The organism is Nonomuraea sp. NPDC049784 (assembly GCF_040659615.1).
Classification (GTDB): domain Bacteria; phylum Actinomycetota; class Actinomycetes; order Streptosporangiales; family Streptosporangiaceae; genus Nonomuraea.
The window spans coordinates 1-16449 of record NZ_JBFAMX010000208.1 but is presented as its reverse complement, the minus strand read 5'-3'; the positions used below and the strand labels follow the sequence as shown (position 1 = coordinate 16449).

16 protein-coding genes are annotated in these 16449 nt (G+C 71.7%); 7 read left to right on the top strand and 9 right to left on the bottom strand.

What is annotated here, in order from left to right; all coding sequences use genetic code 11:
* The coding region (locus AB0J09_RS32965) for a GNAT family N-acetyltransferase (protein ID WP_360699391.1) at positions 1–449 on the top strand (449 nt) is incomplete at its 5' end.
* A gap of 32 nt (positions 450–481) precedes the next feature.
* Complete coding sequence (locus AB0J09_RS32960; RefSeq protein ID WP_360699389.1) at positions 482–1366, top strand: pentapeptide repeat-containing protein; 885 nt, start codon at positions 482–484, stop codon at positions 1364–1366.
* Between the two features lie 15 nt (positions 1367–1381).
* On the opposite strand, the gene AB0J09_RS32955 is transcribed toward AB0J09_RS32960, so the two are convergent.
* Positions 1382–1885, bottom strand: coding sequence for a MarR family transcriptional regulator (locus AB0J09_RS32955; RefSeq protein WP_360699387.1), 504 nt, complete (start codon positions 1883–1885; stop codon positions 1382–1384).
* Positions 1886–1991: 106 nt separating this feature from the next.
* On the opposite strand from AB0J09_RS32955, the gene AB0J09_RS32950 reads away from it, so the two are divergent.
* Both AB0J09_RS32950 and AB0J09_RS32945 read left to right on the top strand, forming a co-directional pair.
* The gene (locus tag AB0J09_RS32950; RefSeq protein ID WP_360699385.1) at positions 1992–2861 is read left to right on the top strand and encodes an EamA family transporter; all 870 of its coding nucleotides are present in this window, start codon (positions 1992–1994) and stop codon (positions 2859–2861) included.
* Position 2862: 1 nt separating this feature from the next.
* Positions 2863–3501, top strand: coding sequence for an NAD(P)H-binding protein (locus AB0J09_RS32945; RefSeq protein WP_360699384.1), 639 nt, complete (start codon positions 2863–2865; stop codon positions 3499–3501).
* A gap of 5 nt (positions 3502–3506) precedes the next feature.
* Here AB0J09_RS32945 and clpX read toward each other — a convergent pair whose 3' ends face one another.
* The 4 genes from clpX to AB0J09_RS32925 all read right to left on the bottom strand — a co-directional run bounded on the left by clpX (position 3507) and on the right by AB0J09_RS32925 (position 7264).
* Positions 3507–4745 (bottom strand): ATP-dependent Clp protease ATP-binding subunit ClpX, encoded by a 1239-nt coding sequence (gene clpX, locus AB0J09_RS32940; RefSeq protein ID WP_360699382.1) that lies wholly within the window; start codon positions 4743–4745, stop codon positions 3507–3509.
* 1 nt (position 4746) lies between these two features.
* On the bottom strand, positions 4747–5910 hold the full coding sequence (locus AB0J09_RS32935) for a cytochrome P450 (protein WP_360699380.1): 1164 nt from the start codon (positions 5908–5910) through the stop codon (positions 4747–4749).
* A 258-nt stretch (positions 5911–6168) separates the two neighbouring features.
* Positions 6169–6675: an FBP domain-containing protein gene (locus tag AB0J09_RS32930; protein WP_360699378.1), complete on the bottom strand. Its 507-nt coding sequence runs from the start codon at positions 6673–6675 to the stop codon at positions 6169–6171.
* On the bottom strand, positions 6659–7264 hold the full coding sequence (locus AB0J09_RS32925; protein WP_360699376.1) for a WHG domain-containing protein: 606 nt from the start codon (positions 7262–7264) through the stop codon (positions 6659–6661). The genes AB0J09_RS32930 and AB0J09_RS32925 overlap by 17 nt, the downstream gene beginning before the upstream one ends.
* Positions 7265–7342: 78 nt before the next feature.
* On the opposite strand from AB0J09_RS32925, the gene AB0J09_RS32920 reads away from it, so the two are divergent.
* Entirely contained in the window at positions 7343–7834 is a 492-nt protein-coding gene (locus tag AB0J09_RS32920) for a DinB family protein (protein ID WP_360699374.1), read from the top strand.
* A 12-nt stretch (positions 7835–7846) separates the two neighbouring features.
* On the opposite strand, the gene AB0J09_RS32915 is transcribed toward AB0J09_RS32920, so the two are convergent.
* The 4 genes from AB0J09_RS32915 to AB0J09_RS32900 form a co-directional block, all read right to left on the bottom strand.
* A complete protein-coding gene (locus tag AB0J09_RS32915) occupies positions 7847–8710 on the bottom strand; it encodes an SMP-30/gluconolactonase/LRE family protein (RefSeq protein WP_360699372.1) in 864 nt (287 codons plus the stop codon).
* A 109-nt stretch (positions 8711–8819) separates the two neighbouring features.
* Positions 8820–11759: a pyridoxamine 5'-phosphate oxidase family protein gene (locus tag AB0J09_RS32910; protein WP_360699370.1), complete on the bottom strand. Its 2940-nt coding sequence runs from the start codon at positions 11757–11759 to the stop codon at positions 8820–8822.
* A gap of 172 nt (positions 11760–11931) precedes the next feature.
* Positions 11932–13053: an esterase-like activity of phytase family protein gene (locus tag AB0J09_RS32905; RefSeq protein ID WP_360699368.1), complete on the bottom strand. Its 1122-nt coding sequence runs from the start codon at positions 13051–13053 to the stop codon at positions 11932–11934.
* Between the two features lie 179 nt (positions 13054–13232).
* A complete protein-coding gene (locus AB0J09_RS32900) occupies positions 13233–14021 on the bottom strand; it encodes a putative protein N(5)-glutamine methyltransferase (RefSeq protein WP_360699393.1) in 789 nt (262 codons plus the stop codon).
* Between the two features lie 265 nt (positions 14022–14286).
* On the opposite strand from AB0J09_RS32900, the gene AB0J09_RS32895 reads away from it, so the two are divergent.
* A complete protein-coding gene (locus AB0J09_RS32895) occupies positions 14287–15117 on the top strand; it encodes a hypothetical protein (RefSeq protein WP_360699366.1) in 831 nt (276 codons plus the stop codon).
* A 217-nt stretch (positions 15118–15334) separates the two neighbouring features.
* Complete coding sequence (locus AB0J09_RS32890) at positions 15335–16228, top strand: ABC transporter permease (RefSeq protein WP_360699364.1); 894 nt, start codon at positions 15335–15337, stop codon at positions 16226–16228.
* Positions 16229–16449 lie beyond the last annotated feature (221 nt).

Here is a 16449-nt window from a genome sequence, read left to right as displayed (position 1 = left end):
CCGATGCCGCGCGCCTGCCGGTGGCTGGGGAGCCGCCCGAGGGGGTGCGGCTGGTCCCGGTGACCGATCCGGACGGCGTGGAGCTGGTGGCCGAGGTGCACGAGCACGCCTTCGGCACGACTCGCGACCGCATCAGGGAACGCCTGCTCGACCAGCTCGCCGCCGGCAACCTCATCGCCGTTCTCGCCATGGCCGGCGACGTGCCCGTCAGCGCGGCCCGCATGGACCTGCACCCGGGCACCCGGTTCGCGAGCCTGTGGGGCGGCGGCACCGTACCGGAATGGCGGGGGCGGGGCGTCTACCGCGCGCTGGTCGCCCACCGGGCCCGCGAGGCGGTCGCGCGCGGCTACGACTACCTCCAGGTGGACGCCTCCAGCCAGAGCCGTCCCATACTGCTGCGGCTGGGGTTCGAGGCGCTCACCACGACGACGCCGTACGTCCACGAGTGAGTACCCTTGATGGGCACCGCATCCCGTCACGAATGGAGTCCAGCACGTTGCCCGGAACCCACCCCCGCGAGCTCGGCCTGCTGGCCGACTGCGAGAGCTGCTTCGGGCTGTGCTGTGTCGCGCTGCCGTTCTCGGCCTCGGCCGACTTCGCCACCGACAAGGACGCCGGGCAGCCCTGCCGCAACCTGCGCGACGACTTCCGCTGCTCCATCCACTCCCAGCTCAGGGAGCGCGGCTTCCCCGGCTGCACCGTCTACGACTGCTTCGGGGCGGGGCAGAAGGTCTCCCAGGTCACCTTCGAGGGCACGAGCTGGCGGGAGGCTCCGGGCACGGCCCGGCAGATGTACGCGGTGTTCCCCGTCATGCGGCAGCTGCACGAGCTGCTGTGGTACCTGGCCGAGGCGCTGACCCTGGAGCCCGCCCGGGCCGTCCACGCCGAGCTGGGGCGGGCCCTCGCCGATGTCGAGCGGCTCACCCGGGAGAGCGCCGGCGTGCTGGAGCAGCTGGACGTCGCGGCGATCCGGGCCGACGTCAACGCCCTGCTGCTGCGTGCGAGCGAGCTGGTCAGGGGCGGGCGCAAGGGGAAGGACCGCAGGGGAGCCGACCTGATCGGGGCCCGGCTGGCGGGCGCCGACCTGAGGGCGGCCAACCTGCGGGGGGCCTATGTGATCGGCGCGGACCTTCGGGGCGCCGATCTACGCGAGTCCGACCTGATCGGGGCCGATCTGCGGGGTGCCGACCTGTCGGGGGCCGACCTCACCGGCAGCATCTTCCTCACCCAGGCCCAGCTCAACGCCGCCAAGGGCGACGCCGCCACCCGCCTCCCTGCCACGCTCACCCGCCCGGCGCACTGGTCCGCCACCCGCCACGAGGGGGTGCCTCGAGGGGGCGGCTCCGGCCGGCGCCGCCGCCGCTGAACCCCCAAAGGGACATCAGCCCTGGTGGGTGGTGTCGCCCAGCGACTCCAGCAGCTCGCGTAGCGTATGCGCGAGCGCGTCCCGCCGCTCCTTCGGCAGGGCCGAGAGCACGCGCTCCTCGGTCGCCATGTGGTCGGGCAGTGCCCGGTCGATCAGGGCGCGCCCCTCGTCGGTGAGCGTCACGTAGACGCCGCGTCCGTCCACGTCGCTGGGCGTGCGGTTCACCAGGCCCCTGGACTCCAGGCGGTCGAGCCGCTGCGTGATCGCCCCCGAGGTGACCATGGACGCGCGCATCAGCCCGGCAGGGGTCAGCCGGTGCGGGGGTTCGCTGCGGCGCAACGTGGCCAGCACGTCGAAGGAGGCCGGATCCAGCCCGTGCGCGGCGAACGTACGGCGCAGCTCGGCGTCGATCAGCCGTGTCACCCGCGACAGCCGCCCGATCACCGCCATGGGCGAGACGTCCAGGTCGGGGCGCTGGGCGGCCCATTGCTCGAGGACGAGGTCGACATGATCAGCCACCACTCCAGACTACAGATGTCTTAGCGGTGAGGTAAAACACTGGCGAGTTAGCTTAGCGCTGAGCTACTTTGTCTTAGTGCTAAGAAATCAAACGGGAACCGTCCTGTTGACCGCGCTGACCCCCGCCATCTGGGGGACCACGTACCTCGTCACCACCGAGCTGTTGCCACCCGGCCGTCCACTGCTGGCGGCCGTGATCCGCGCTCTGCCCGCGGGACTCCTCCTCGTCGCCGTCACCCGCCGCCTGCCCACGGGTGTCTGGTGGTGGCGCGCCCTGGTCCTCGGGGCGCTGAACATCGGGGTGTTCTTCGCGCTGCTGTTCGTGGGGGCCTACCGGCTGCCCGGCGGGGTGGCCGCGACCGTGGGCGCCATCCAGCCCCTGCTGGTCGCCCTGCTGTCAGCCGGGCTCCTGGGCGAACGCCTGTCCCCGCGCACCGTGGTGGCCGCCGTGGCGGGCGTGGCCGGGGTGAGCCTGCTCGTGCTGCGGGCCGACGCCCGGCTGGACGCGGTCGGAGTGGCCGCCGCGCTCGGCGGCGCCGCGGTGATGGCGTTGGGAGTCGTGCTGAGCAAGCGGTGGCAGTCGCCCGCGCCGCTGCTGGCCACCACCGGCTGGCAGCTCGTGGCCGGAGGCCTGTTGCTGCTCCCCGTCGCGCTCCTCGTCGAAGGCGCGCCACCGGCCACCCTGACCACCGCGAACCTCGCCGGGTACGCCTACCTCACCGTGATCGGAGCCGCGCTCGCCTACGCGCTGTGGTTCCGCGGCCTGCGGCTGCTGTCGGCCACCAAGGTCACGTTCCTGGGTCTGCTCAGCCCCGTGGTCGCGACCGCGCTCGGCTGGCTCGTCCTCGGCCAGGAGCTCGCCCCGGTCCAGGCGCTCGGCGCGGTCGTCGTCCTGGCCGCCCTCGTCGCGGCCCAGCTCCAGCCCGCCCGCACGTTGACCGCGAAGCCCCGCGTCCTGGCCGGAAAGGAGTCCTGACATGCGCATCACCGTCTTAGGAGCCGCGGGGGCCGTGGGCGGCAGGGTGGTGGCCGAGGCGCTGTCGCGCGGCCACGAGGTCACCGCCGTCGTCCGCCACACCGCCCGCTTCCCCCTGCTGCACCCCGCCGCCCGCGCCCGCACGGGTGACGCCTCGAGTGCCGGGAACGTGGCCGCACTGAGCACCGGCCAGGACCTCGTCATCAGCGCCACCCGGCCGGCGCCCGGCTACGAGGACGACCTGGTCGCGACCGCCAAGGCGCTGCTGGCCGGGCTGGCGGCGACCGGCGTGCGGCTGCTGCTCGTAGGCGGCGCGGCCGGGCTGACCGTCCCGGGCACCGGCGGCCTCACCGTCGTGGAGACCCCGGACTTCCCGCCCGCGTGGCGGCCCATCGCGCTGGCCTGCGACCGGCAGCTCGACGCCTGCCAGGCCGAGCCGGTCGCCGACTGGACCTACCTGAGCCCGCCCGCGCTGCTCGAGCCGGGGGAGCGGACCGGCCGCTACCGGCTCGGGAGCGACGAGCTGCTGGTCGACGCCCAGGGCAGGTCGGCGATCTCCATGGAGGACTTCGCCGTCGCGCTGCTCGACGAGGCCGAACGTCCCCGGCACCGCCGAGTCAGGTTCACCGTCGGCTATTGACGCGCTCAGGCGGACTTCTCCCGGCGCTCCCCGTCGCGGTGGTCGCGGGGGACCAGGGTCGGGTTGACGTGGTCGAGCACCGTGTCGCGGGTGACCACGACGCGGTCCACGTCGTCCCGGCCCGGAACCTCGTACATCACGTTGAGCAGCACCTCTTCGAGGATCGCGCGGACCGCCCTGGCTCCCGTGCGGCGCAGCAGCGCCTGCTCGGCGACGGCGGCCACGGCCCCCTCGTCGAACTCCAGCTCCACCCCGTCGAGCTCGAACAGCCGCCGGTACTGTTTGATCAGCGCGTTCCGCGGCTCGGTGAGCACCCGCATCAGAGCCGCGCGATCCAGCGGCCGCAGGGCCGTCACCACCGGCAGCCTCCCGGCGAGTTCGGGGATCAGCCCGTACGTCACCAGGTCCCGCGGCGTCACCTGGGACAGCAGGTCCTCCTCCGCCGAACGCTGCCCGGCGCCGAACCCGGCGCGCTTGCGCATGACCCGCCGCCCGATGATCTCCTCGAGGCCCTCGAACGCGCCACCGGCGATGAACAGCACGTTCGTCGTGTCGATCTGCAGGAAGTCCTGGTGCGGATGTTTCCTGCCGCCCTGCGGAGGCACGCTCGCGACCGTGCCCTCCAGGATCTTCAGCAGCGCCTGCTGCACGCCCTCGCCGGAGACGTCGCGGGTGATCGACGGGTTCTCGCCCTTGCGGGCGACCTTGTCGATCTCGTCGATGTAGACGATCCCGGTCTCGGCCCTGGAGACGTCGAAGCCGGCCGCCTGGATGAGCTTGAGCAGCAGGTTCTCGACGTCGTCGCCGACGTACCCGGCCTCGGTGAGCGCGGTGGCGTCGGCGATGGCGAACGGCACGTCCAGCATCCGCGCGAGCGTCTGCACCAGGTGCGTCTTGCCGCTGCCCGTGGGGCCGACCAGCAGTATGTTCGACTTGCCGAGCTCGACCTCATCCGATGGCGCACGGAGGCGCTTGTAGTGGTTGTAGACCGCGACCGCGAGCGCTCGCTTCGCCTGCTCCTGGCCGACCACGTACTGGTCGAGGAACGCGTGGATCTCCCGCGGCCTGGGCGACTCCGGGCGGGACTCTGCGAACTCGTCCTCGGCGACCATTTCGGTGCAGAGCACCACGCATTCGTCGCAGATGTAGACCGAAGGCGGGCCGGCGATGAGCTTGCGCACTTCCTGCTGGCTCTTCCCGCAGAACGAGCAGCGCAGCTCGCCGCCCTTGCCGATGCGCGCCACCTCAGAGGGTCACGGGCAGCGACGTCAGGCGCCAGGTGCCCGGGTCGGGTGTGTGCTGGACCTCCCCGGCGAGCGCCAGATCGGGGAAGCGGCGCAGCAGGGCGCCGAGTGCGATCCCCGTCTGCACGCGGGCCAGCGAGGCGCCGACGCAGAAGTGCGGCCCGTGCGCGAACCCGAGATGCGGCGACGGCTCCCGCCGGAGGTCGAGCCGGTCCGGCTCGTCGAAGGCGCGCGGGTCGCGGTTGGCGGAGGCGATCGAGGCGGTGACCGGCACGCCCTTGGGGATGGGCACGCCGCCGATCTGGACGTCCTCCGTGGTGAAGCGGGGGATGGTCAGCAGCTGCGGCCCGCACCAGCGCATCAGCTCCTCCACCGCGTGCGGCATCAGGGCGGGCTCGGCGCGCAGCTCGGCGAGCTGGCCTGGGTGGGAGAGCAGGGCGGCGACGGCGTTGGCGATGAGGTTCGTGGGCGTCTGGCCGGCCAGGACGAGCGTCCAGACCATGGTGACCAGCTCGGTGTCGGAGAGGCGGTCGCCGTCCTCCTCCATGACGCGGGCGAGGCCGGAGATCAGGTCCTCGCCGGGCTCCTCCCGGCCCTTGGCGACCGCGGCCTTGGCGCCTTCCAGGATGCGCGGGATGGCGTCCTTGAAGCTCGCGCCGTGCCCGGCCGCGATCGCGGCGCCGTACTCGCGCCACTTGGGGCGGTCGGCGGCGGGGATGCCCACCATCTCGCAGATCACCTCGATCGGCAGCGGGCGCGCGAAATCCGCCAGCAGGTCCGGTCGCGCGGGCAGATCGTCGAGCAGGCGCTCGACGATCGCCTCGATCCGCGGCCCGAAGTCCACGGCCCTGCGCGGCGTGAACGCGGGCGCGACCAGCCTGCGCAGCCGCGCGTGCTCGGCGCCGTTCATCTCGGTCATGGTCCGCATGTACGGCAGGCAGTGCTCCGGCACGTCGGGTCGCTGATAGCTGTGCTCGTTGGTGGTCAGTCGCGGATCGCTCAGCATCGCCCTGGCCTCCTCGTGCCGCGTCACCGCCCAGAACGGCCCGAACCCGGGCGCCAGCAACCGCGCCACCGGTGACTGCTCTCTGGCGCTCGTGTACGCGGTGAAGGGGTCACGCAGCACGGCGGGATCGGTCAAGTCGATCTCGGGCACGTCGGTCATCGCCACTCCTGCGGATTCGGATGATGTCATCATCTGAATGCTCAAGGTATCCCGATATGCGGGCGCACGGCAACGCGGAGGCGATGGCGCCGCTGTAGTTCGGGCCGGGGCGGAACCGGCGGGCGGGCAAGCGCTGTCCAAGTCATGGGCGACGTTCACGCCGGTGCCGCACTGAGCGCCCGGCTGACGCCGCAGACGGCCCTTCCCGTCCGCGGGCGCGCTGAGCGTCGCCCCCGCCAAGCCCCTTTTCGGGCTCCGTCACCTCACGGTGCCGTCGAGCACCCGCTCCAGGAAGCCGTCCAGGTTGGCGGCCGCCCGCACGATCCGCTCCTCGACCGAGAGTGACTCGAACCGCGTGCCCAGCTCCGTCTGCTTCTTGTCGCGCACATAGAGCGAGCAGGCCAGGTCGGCGCACATGTAGGCGCCGACCGTGTTGCCCTGGCGGCCGGCGGCGCCGACCCTGGGCGCGGCGAACAGCGTGACCCCGATGCCCGCGTGCGGCGTCACGCAGACCGAGCACAGGGTGGACTTGGTGAAGCTCCTGCGCGCCTCCTGCGACATGCGCAGCGCCACGCCGACCAGCTCGCCGCCGCGCTCGGTCACCAGGTACGCCCGCTCCGGCGCTCCCGGATCGCGCCAGCCCAGGAAGTCGAGGTCGGGCCAGGGTGACTCGGCCAGGTCGCGCGGGAGATTGAGCCTGCGGGCCTCGCCCTTGGAGCAGTTGACGAAGGACGTGCGGATGTCGTGCTCAGCGATCGGATTCATGATTGTTTCCTGGGGATTGCTCGGAGATCTGCCAATGTCGCAGCGCGTTGTCGAGCGCGTCGAGGATCTTCGTCCAGGACGCCTGGAGGTCGCGCGTGTGCTGGAACCCGCCGCTCGCCTCCAGCCCGAAGAAGCCCTGGTACGTGCTGCGCAGCAGGCGGATGGCGTCGGTCAGGTCGGGCTCGGGCAGCCCGTACGCGCTCAGGTGCGCGTAGGTGAGGGTCATGATGCGCAGATGCCCCTGGGACGTGGCCACGACGGCCGGGTCCAGAGCCATCTGGGTGGCCTGGTAGCGGCCGGGACGGGTCAGCGCGAACTCGCGCCAGGCGTTGGCGAACCCGGTCAGCGACTCCTTGCCCGACCGCCCCGACGTCGCGTCGGCGAGCCGGTCGGCCAGCTCGCGCGCGGCCAGGACGGCCACGCGGGTGCGCAGGTCCCGGAGGTTCTTGACGTGCGAGTAGAGGCTCGCGTCGGCCACCCCGAACCTACGTGCCAGCGCGGACACGGTGATGTTGTCGAACCCGACCTCGTCGGCCAGATCCGCGGCCGCCTCGGTCACCCGATCCGCTGTCAGCCCGGCACGAGCCATGGGCACCTCCTCATAACCTAGGATTCGTAGTTTTTATCCTAGGGCCGCCAGGTATCGCAACCGGTGTACGGTCGCCGCATGAGCAGACGGGTGCCGCTGACCGGCGGCGAGAAGGAGAGCCTGCACGCCAGCCTCGACCGCCACCGCGACGCCGTCCTGTGGAAGGTGGAGGGGCTCGACGAGGAGCAGGCCAGGCGGCCCATGACCCCGTCGGGCACGAGTCTGCTCGGCCTGGTGAAGCACCTGGCGGCGGTGGAGAACGGGTGGTTCTGCCTGACGTTCGGGCGGGAGCCGGAGCCGCTGTGGTTCGCGCCGGAGGAGGACATGGAGATCCGGCCCGAGGAGACCAGCGAGCAGATCGTCGCCTTCTACGGCCGCGCGCGAGCCCGCGCCGACCGGGCGATCAACGACCTGGCCCTGGAGACCACGGGCACGTCATTCATAGGGGAGACGGTGAGCATGCGGTGGGTGCTCATCCACATGATCGAGGACACGGCGCGGCACGCGGGCCACATGGACATCCTGCGGGAGCTCATCGACGGCGCCGCCGGCGACCACCGCCCCGCCTGACCGGCGCACGTGTCACAGAGCGGTCGGCAGGACCGGCCGCCCCCTGACTCCGGGGTCGGCGGCGAAGACGGCGCCTGCGTCCGGCTCCTCGGCGCGGTCCACGCCGAGCGCCGAGGTGGTGATGAACAGCCGGTCGAGGCCCTCGCCGCCGAACGTCACCGCGGTGACCTTCCGTACGGGCAGGCTGACGACGGCGTCGAGCCGGCCGCTCGCGTCGTAGCGATGCACGGCCCCGCCCTGCCACAACGCCACCCACACCCCGCCCTCGGCGTCGACGGTCAGCCCGTCGGGGGCTCCTTGGGCGGCATCGACGACGGCGAACGGGCGCCGTCCGCTCAGCCCGCCCTCCGGGTCGTAGTCGAGCACGTCGACCCGGCCGGTCGTGGTGTCGGCGTAGTAGGCGAGGGTGCCGTCCGGGCTGAAGTCGAAGCCGTTCGAGATCGTCACCTCGGGCAGCACGACCCGCAGCCCGCCGCCGGGCTCGGCCACGTAGAACGACCCGCGGCCCGGGCTCTCGTCGTAGGCCATGCTGCCGATGTAGAAGCGGCCGTCGGGGTCGCAGCCGCCGTCGTTCATCCGTACGGCGGGGTCGGTCCAGGCCTCGCCCAGGGAGCGCAGCGGGGCGTCCAGGTCGTCGGTGCCGGACAGCAGCAGCTCGCGCTCGCCCGCGACCAGGTAGCCGCCGGACACGCGTGGCCGTACGACGGCGGCCACCTTGCCCACGTGGCGGCGGCGCACCTTGCCCTGGGCATCGAGCGCGAGCACGTCACCGGCCAACATGTCCACCCATCGCAGCCCGCCCCAGCGGCTCGACCACACAGGGCCCTCGCCGTGCTCGGCGACGGGGTCGGTCACGGTGTACGGGGCGATGCTCATGCCGCTCTCCTGAGGGTCGCAGGGTCGTGATCCAGACCCTACCGCCGCTCGCCCCGCGTCCTTCGGTGAGCGCTATGCCGCTGGGCGGCGCGGTGCCGGTGGCGGGTGGTCAGATGCAGTGGATGCGGTGGCCCATGATCTGGTGCGGGACGATCCGGATGTAGAGCCGGCGCTCGCCGCCCGCCCACGGCGTGACGTCCGCGTCGGCCACGTCGCCCATCTCGTCCGGCGTCACATGATGAGCCGGCCCCTGCACCAGGACGCTCCACCCTTCGCGGTTGGTCTCGTCGATCTGGTCGATCTCGAAGGCGATCTTGATGTCCACCCCTGCCAGCCCCGTACGGAGGTCCCGGTCCATCGAGCCGCCCACGGCCGTGCGGAAGACGATCGCGCCGTGGTGCATCTTGTAGTTGACGGGCAGCACGGTCGGCCCGTAGGAGCCGTAGAACGCGACCCGCCCGATCCCGCCCGGCTCGATCAGCCGCAGACATTCCTCCCGGTCCAGCACCTCCAGCGTCGGGTTGGCCATGGCGGGCCCGTGCCCGGGCGGGCGGTCCTTGTCGCCGCCCAGCAGTTCGTGCACCGTGGTCTGCAGGGCGTCGGCCAGGCGGAAGAGGGCTCCGGTGTCGGGCATGTCGGGATTCTCCTCCAGGTATTTGAGGTAGCCCGGCGACATGTCCGCGCGCTCGGCGACCTGTTCGCGGGTCAGGCCGAGGCGTTCGCGGTAGTGGATGATGCGGCGTCCGAGATCTCCGGTGCCGGTCATGATGGCTACTCCTCGCGTATAGGTACGGCACGCGGTGCCGTTCACGCGTGCCTCGTTGTGGTCGGCGTCGATGAAGATATGGCGCCCGCGGTAGCAGATCGGCATGGACAGCACGCCGAGCCGGCCGGGCAGCAGGGGATCCAGCCGAAGCCCGTCCGGCCGCAGTTCCAGGCCGAGGTAGCAGCGTTGGAGGAGGTCGAGCGTGCCGCCCATGGCGCCCAGGTGGATGCCTTCCGGGGTGGTGCCGCCCTGGACGTCCTTGATGTCGCTGTAGAGGGCCTCGGTGAAGAACCTCCAGGACTGCGAGCGGTTGGAACGTGCCAGGACCCAGGCGTGCACGACGGCGCTGAGCGTCGAGCCGTGGCTGGTGCGGTCCAGGTAGTAGGCGACCGTACGGGGGATCAGGCTGGGCCGGACCGGGTAGCCGAGCCGTTCCAGGAGGCCGAGCAGCTCGGCGCCGGTCAGCAGGTAGCAGAGCATGAGCGTGTCGGCCTGTTTGGAGGCCTTGTAGCGGTTGACGTCGTCGCCGTCGGCCTCCAGCGCCCGATCCAGGCGCCGCACGCCGCGGTAGCGGCCCCAGTCGAGCTCCAGCAGGTCCGCGTACCCGGTGAACTGGCTGATCACGCCGTCGTGGAAGTCCACCCGCATCCGGTGGCTGATGTCGTCCCAGCGGGCCAGCTCCGCGGGCTCGGGCTCCAGGCCGGGCACCAGCGAGGCCGTCTCGCGGGCGCGGATCATCAGCCACACGGTCATGACGTTCGTGTACGCGTTGTTGGCCAGCCCTGGCACGGCGGCGCCAGGGTAGCCGTCGTGGTATTCGTCGGGCCCCATGACGCCGCGGATCTCGTATCGGTCGCCGTACGGCACGGCCAGCGAGGCGAAGAACCTGGCGATGTCGAGCAGCAGCTCGGCGCACCACGAAGGCATCGAGCCGGTGGCCAGGTAGTGCTGCCACACGCTGTAGGCGATGGCCAGGCCGACGTGCCGCTGCAGCCGGGAGTGGTCGGGCAGCCAGCGGCCCGACATGGGGTTGACGTGGAGGGTCGGGGTCTCCTCGCGGCCGTCGCTGCCGCTCTGCCAGGGGAACATCGCGCCGTCGTACCCCGCCTCCCTGGCCGCGTCCCTGGCCTCGGGCAGCCGCCGCCAGCGGTAACGCAGCAGGCCGAGCGCGATCTCGGGGAAGCGCAGGCTCAGCCACGGCTGCACGAACAGCTCGTCCCAGAACACGTGTCCCCGGTACGCCTCCCCGTGCAGGCCGCGGGCGGGCACCCCGGCATCGAGGTCGGCGGTGTGCGGGGAGAGCGTCTGGAGCAGGTGGAAGATGTGCAGGTGGACGATCCGGGACAGCCTGGGGCCGCCCACGTCGAGCTGGGCGCGCCGCCACAGCCCCTCCCATGCGGCGGCGTGGCGGGCCAGCAGGTCGTCGAAGCGGGGTGCGCGGCGTACGTGCCTGAGTGCCGACGAGCGGGGGTCGTGGGTGGCAGGGTCGCGCGAGGTCGTCAGCGACACGATCTTGGTGAGCGTCGCGGGCTCGCCCCGGGTCAGATGGAGCACATGGTCGGAGAAGACGTAGTCGGGGCCGGGCGACGGCCGGACGGCGGTGACGCCGGGGCTCGCGGGCGGCGGCCGCGCGCCGGGCACGTCGGCGTCGATCCTGGCGGCCAGGGCCACGGTAATGTGCGAGCAGCAGGTGCACGCCGTCAGCCAGGCCAGGTCGTCCTCGGAGCCGGTGGCGTGCCCGATGAGGTGGTCGCCGCGCAGCTCCCGGTAGCGGGCCACGCTCCGGTTCGAGACCCGGCCGTCCAGTGCGGCGCGCACGCGGATCGGCCCCGACCAGTTCTCGGCGGTGAACGTGGTCTCCATGGCGGCCAGGTACGGGTCCGCCATGGACACCAGGCGGCGCTGCCGTACGCGTGTGACGCGGCCCTCGCCGTCGCGCCAGCGCAGCTCACGCACCAGCACGCCATGCCACAGATCGAGCTCGTGCCGGTACGCCGCCGGCCCCGCCCGCTCGGGCCGGAACCACTCGGACCCCGGCGTGGCGAACGTCAGCGGCAGCCAGTCGGGCATGTTGACGATGTCCTCGTTCGTCACGGTGTGCCCGGCGACCACGGAGTCGAGCCGGTCGTAGCAGCCCGCCACGTAGGTGCCCGGCATGCGGGACTCGCCGTCGGGGGTGGCGCCCCGGGTGGCGAACCGGCCGTTGCCGAGCGTGCACAACGCCTCCCGCAGCCCCTCCCCGGCGGGGTCGAGGCCCTCGAAGACGAGCATCCAGGCGTTCATCGCGGCTCCACGGGCACGTCCATGCGGAGCGTGGTCAGGTCGAAGGTGCCCACACCCGGACGCTACCCACGCACGTCCCGGCCAGCCCTCTCCTGACCAGGCCGAACACCCTGGAGCAGAGGCCCGTTCCGGCAGGGCCCTCAGCGCGGCGGCGCCGTGAGGGCGCGCACGGTCACGGGCAGCCCGTCGCGGCGAAGGCCAGGAACTGGGTCGCCTCGCGCTGGTCGAAGTTGTCGTCCGAGCCGATCACGAGCGTGCACTCGCCGCTGGCCAGGCGCGGCCCCCAGGCCATGCTCTCCAGGTTCTGCACCGGCCGGCGGAAGGAGCCGAGATCGTAGACCAGCCGCTTGGTCACCGGCCGGTACGGCGCGCCCTGCGACAGGTCGTTCCGGTCCAGCACGTTCGTGGCGTCATGCCGGTCGATCTCGTAGAGCTTCACCCGGTAGCCCACGTCCTGGATCCAGGACCGCTCGAGCGCCAGGTAACGGTAGTCGTCGATGGCCAGGATCTCCGACACCCCGGTGTCGGTCGCCCCGTCGGGCGGGATCGGCGCGACGGGCAGTGGGTCGAGCGGGTAGGCGTACTGGCCGCGCTGGAAGCTCTGGCGCCTCCACACGGTGAGCCGTGCGGGCGAGCCGCGCTCCACCGTGGGCACCGGCCCGTCCTCGTAGCGCGGTCCCTCGGTGACGGCGGTGATCCGCCGGGGGGTGACGGCCAGTCCCTCGAAACCGAAATTACGCCGCGGCCCGCTCTCGGTATCCGTCAGCAGCAAATTCTGGGGCACGCGCAATTCGCCGACATTATGCCCCTTGAGATCCGCCAGGCGCACCCTGGCGGGTGAAATCGGAATGGCCGGATTCCTGCTGTCCGGCCGGTCTCCCTCGTCTCCCCACAGCAGCACTCCGCGCCGCGGGTCGTACCTGATCGACTCGGGGTCGGCCGACCCCGGCCTGCCGTATCCCGGGTACGGAGTGCCGTCGGTCCTGGTCAGCGTCGTGACCCCGGTCAGCCGCACGCCGGTGAACTCCCCCGTCTCCCGGTTGATGTCCAGTCGGCCCGTGTAGTAGCGGGCGGGGTTGTAGCGCCACCGGTCGTCGGAGATGAAGTACCAGGTGCCGGTGGCCGGATCGCGGTCGATGCCCGACAACCCGCCCACGGTGGTCCCCCCGAACCGCATCAAGTGCGGCAACCGCTGCTCCCCGAGAAACCGCGTGATCCGTACGGGCTCCGCCCGCGCCGCCGAGGCGGGAGGGGCGGCGCTCACCACCATCGCGAACGCGACGGCGATTTCCATTGTTCTCCGCGAACGAGCCATATGATCCCCACAATTCCAGGAGCGGAACCGACGGAGAAAATGAAAGCGCGGATCACCGGCCAAGTCCACGGACAAACAACGGCACGCCGCCCATCAAAAAGGGTCAAATCATTCCAAGAAAAGCGCCCGGTATTCTCCCGGGCGCGCACGCCGCCGCATCACCGAAGACGGGTCCCGATGACCGCCGTGGCGTCCAGGTCGTCCGAGCGTGCCACGCGGGCGGTCAGTCCCGCGCGGATGACGGCCTCGGCGGTCGCGGCCGCCTGCTGTTCGCTGGTCTCGACCAGCAGGTGGCCGCCGGGCGCGAGCCATTGCGGCGCTCCGGCGATCACCCGCCGCACGACGTCGAGCCCGTCGCCTCCGCCGTCGAGCGCGACGAGCGGCTCGTGCAGCCGGGCCTCGGACGGCAGCAGCGCGACCGATTCCGAGGGCACGTACGGGGGGCTCGCGATGACGACGTCCACCCGGCCACGCAACGAGGCGGGCAGCGGCTCGTACAGATCGCCCTCGTAGACGTGACCGGCGGCGAGGTTGCGCCGGGCGCAGCGCACGGCGGCGGGGTCGAGGTCGGTGGCGTGCAGCTCGGCCCGCTCCAGCCCCGCGGCCAGTGCCGCCCCCATCGCGCCGGTGCCGCAGCACAGGTCGAGGACGACCGGCGTCCCGGTGACCCGGCGGGCCAGCTCGACGGCCTGCCGGATGAGGAACTCGGTGCGCGGCCTGGGCACGAACACCCCCGGCTCCACGGCCAGCCGCAGCCCGCAGAACTCGGCCCAGCCGAGGACGTGCTGGAGAGGCTCGCCGGCCACGCGCCGCTCGACCATGGCGGCGAGCTCCTCAGGGGTGGCGGCGGTGGAGACGAGCAGTTCGGCCTCGTCCTCGGCGAACACGCAGCCGGCGGCGCGCAGCCTGGTGACGAGGGTAGGGACAGATGACGAGGAAATCGACATGACAGCCTTTCGGGACGCCATGGGCGCTCCCGCGGTCACCTAGCCCGGTCGCGGGGAGGGAGCACCCAGCCTGACACAGCGTTGATGGGTCTCACCTCCTCAGGACGATCTGTCCGAGAGAGTACCAGAGCCTTTCTCGGGCACCTTTCCCTGACGCCGGCGCGCTCCCGGGTCATCTCTGTGACGGAAAGGCCATGTCAGAGAGGCGGTCCGCCGGGGTACTTCCTTACGCAGCGGGCATGATCGCCACTGCCAGGAGGTCCCCATGAAACCCCTCGCCCGGCACGTCCTGCCGGTGCTGGTCGTGCTCGGGCTGGCCGCCGCCGGGTGTGGGGAGGCCGGAGCGTGGCGAGCCACGACCAGCGCCACTGCCTCTCCTGTCCCCACATCCGCATCGACCAGCGCCACGGTCTCGCCGCCCGAGCCCACCGCCTCGCCGGCCGGATCCACCGGCGCGTCCCGCCCCAGCGACGGCCTGGTCGCCGGTCGCTACCAGCCGCTGTGGCCGTTCTCCGACCCGGACGAGGTGGCGGCGTGGCGGCGCGCGTACCTCAAGGACGGCCGCGGGTCGTGGCACCTCGACGCGCGCCGTACCGCGCTCGCCTTCGCCCGCGACTACCTCGGCTTCACCGAGATCGACCGGGTCGCCAAGACCGTCGAACAGGGCGCCCACGCGCGGGTGCACGTCGGCTACCGCGGCGAGGAGGGCCCGCGACCGCTGGTCGCGGCCGTCGTACACCTGGTCAGGTACGGCTCGGGCGGGGACGCGCCGTGGGAGGTGGTCGGCACGGACGACACCACGCTCTCGCTCACCAGGCCCGGGTACGGCGCCGCCGTGCGATCCCCGCTGACGGTGGGAGGGCGGATCTCGGGCGTGGACGAGAGCATCAGGGTCCAGGTGCGGCAGCCGGGCTCGCCCGCGCCGGTGGGGGAGACGTGCTGCGTGAGCGCCGGCGGGAGCGACTCGCCGTGGTCGGCCCGGGTCTCCTTCGCGGCGGAGCCGGGGCGGACGCTGACCATCGTGGCCTCCACCGGCGGCCACCTGGCGGCCGTCGAACGCTTCGCGGTGACGGGCGTGAGCCTCGCGATGTCCTGAACGCCCACGCCCGCCGCACCTGCGACGAGATCACGGGCCTGCCGGCCGAAGCGGTGGCGGCGGGGCACTCCGGACCCACCTGACCGGCCAGGTGCGGTAAAGGTCGCCGCGTACTAGCTGGATGTCGCCGGTTGATCGGTTAGCCTCGGCATCGGGGAGCAGGTGCGGACGTGCCGCCCGCCGCCGGGGCCGAGGACCGTAACGCAACGAGGTGCTCATGAGCGAACTGGAAAACGCCTCGACGGAGAGCGGGTCGCTGGCCGAGCTCGCCAGGAAGCACGGGCTGCGCCCCGCCATCGCGCGGCCGATGCTCTCCCTGTACATACGCCGGCTGTGGGAGCGACGGCATTTCATCCTGACGTACGCGACCTCGCGCAACGTCTCCAAGTACTCGGGTTCGGCCCTGGGGCAGCTGTGGCAGATCCTCACCCCGCTGCTGAACGCGGCCATCTACTACGTGATGTTCGGCCTCATCCTGGGCGGCAGCAAGAACGTCCACAACTACCCGGCGTTCCTGCTCACCGGGATGTTCGTCTTCACGTACACGCAGCGGACCGTCACCGCGGGCGCCAAGTCGATCTCCGGGAACCTGTCGCTGATCCGCGCCCTGCACTTCCCGCGGGCGTCGCTGCCGCTGGCGTACACGATCCAGGAGCTGCAGCAACTGGTCATCTCCATGGGAGTGCTGCTGCTGATCGTGATGCTCACCGGGGAGCTGCCCACGTGGTTCTGGCTGATGATGCCGATCGTGCTGCTGCTGCAGACGTCGTTCAACATCGGGGCCGGGCTCGTGCTCGCCAGGATGGGCGCATCGCTGCGCGACCTGAGCCAGCTGCTGCCGTTCATCATGCGGACGTGGCTGTACGCGTCCGGGGTGTTCTTCGCCATCCACGACAAGGTCGTCAACAGCGCCGGCCTGCCGGAATGGGTGGCCACGGTGATGTACCTGAACCCGGCGGCCTCCTACATCGAATGGATGCGCGACATCCTCATCGGGAGCCACGATCCGCCGCGGACGGTGTGGGTGTCGTGCGTGTTCTGGGCGGTGTTCGCGCTGATCTTCGGGTTCTGGTACTTCTGGCGGGCCGAGGACCGTTACGGGCGGGGATGAAGGGCTAGGCCCGGTGGGTTGGAGCAGGGGAACGAACGTCCCCGTTTCCCCCGAGGAGATCCCATGAGCGCGCCCATCGACGACCGCCCCGTTCGCCAGCTCCGGCTGGTGGTGGAGGCCGAGGATTACGAGGCCGCGGTCGCCTTCTACCGCGACGTGCTGGGGGACCAGGCGGTCCGCGGTCAGCGCCATCTCGCTCATCAGATGGCTGGAGACCAGCA

Excerpts from the sequence above, each read along its gene's own strand:
- AB0J09_RS32960 (WP_360699389.1), top strand. The coding sequence starts at position 482 with ATGGAGTCCAGCACGTTGCCCGGAACCCACCCCCGCGAGCTCGGCCTG.
- AB0J09_RS32945 (WP_360699384.1), top strand. The coding sequence starts at position 2,863 with ATGCGCATCACCGTCTTAGGAGCCGCGGGGGCCGTGGGCGGCAGGGTG.
- AB0J09_RS32935 (WP_360699380.1), bottom strand. The coding sequence starts at position 5,910 with ATGACCGACGTGCCCGAGATCGACTTGACCGATCCCGCCGTGCTGCGT.
- AB0J09_RS32930 (WP_360699378.1), bottom strand. The coding sequence starts at position 6,675 with ATGAATCCGATCGCTGAGCACGACATCCGCACGTCCTTCGTCAACTGC.
- AB0J09_RS32925 (WP_360699376.1), bottom strand. The coding sequence starts at position 7,264 with ATGGCTCGTGCCGGGCTGACAGCGGATCGGGTGACCGAGGCGGCCGCG.
- AB0J09_RS32920 (WP_360699374.1), top strand. The coding sequence starts at position 7,343 with ATGAGCAGACGGGTGCCGCTGACCGGCGGCGAGAAGGAGAGCCTGCAC.
- AB0J09_RS32915 (WP_360699372.1), bottom strand. The coding sequence starts at position 8,710 with ATGAGCATCGCCCCGTACACCGTGACCGACCCCGTCGCCGAGCACGGC.
- AB0J09_RS32910 (WP_360699370.1), bottom strand. The coding sequence starts at position 11,759 with ATGAACGCCTGGATGCTCGTCTTCGAGGGCCTCGACCCCGCCGGGGAG.
- AB0J09_RS32905 (WP_360699368.1), bottom strand. The coding sequence starts at position 13,053 with ATGGAAATCGCCGTCGCGTTCGCGATGGTGGTGAGCGCCGCCCCTCCC.
- AB0J09_RS32900 (WP_360699393.1), bottom strand. The coding sequence starts at position 14,021 with ATGTCGATTTCCTCGTCATCTGTCCCTACCCTCGTCACCAGGCTGCGC.
- AB0J09_RS32895 (WP_360699366.1), top strand. The coding sequence starts at position 14,287 with ATGAAACCCCTCGCCCGGCACGTCCTGCCGGTGCTGGTCGTGCTCGGG.
- AB0J09_RS32890 (WP_360699364.1), top strand. The coding sequence starts at position 15,335 with ATGAGCGAACTGGAAAACGCCTCGACGGAGAGCGGGTCGCTGGCCGAG.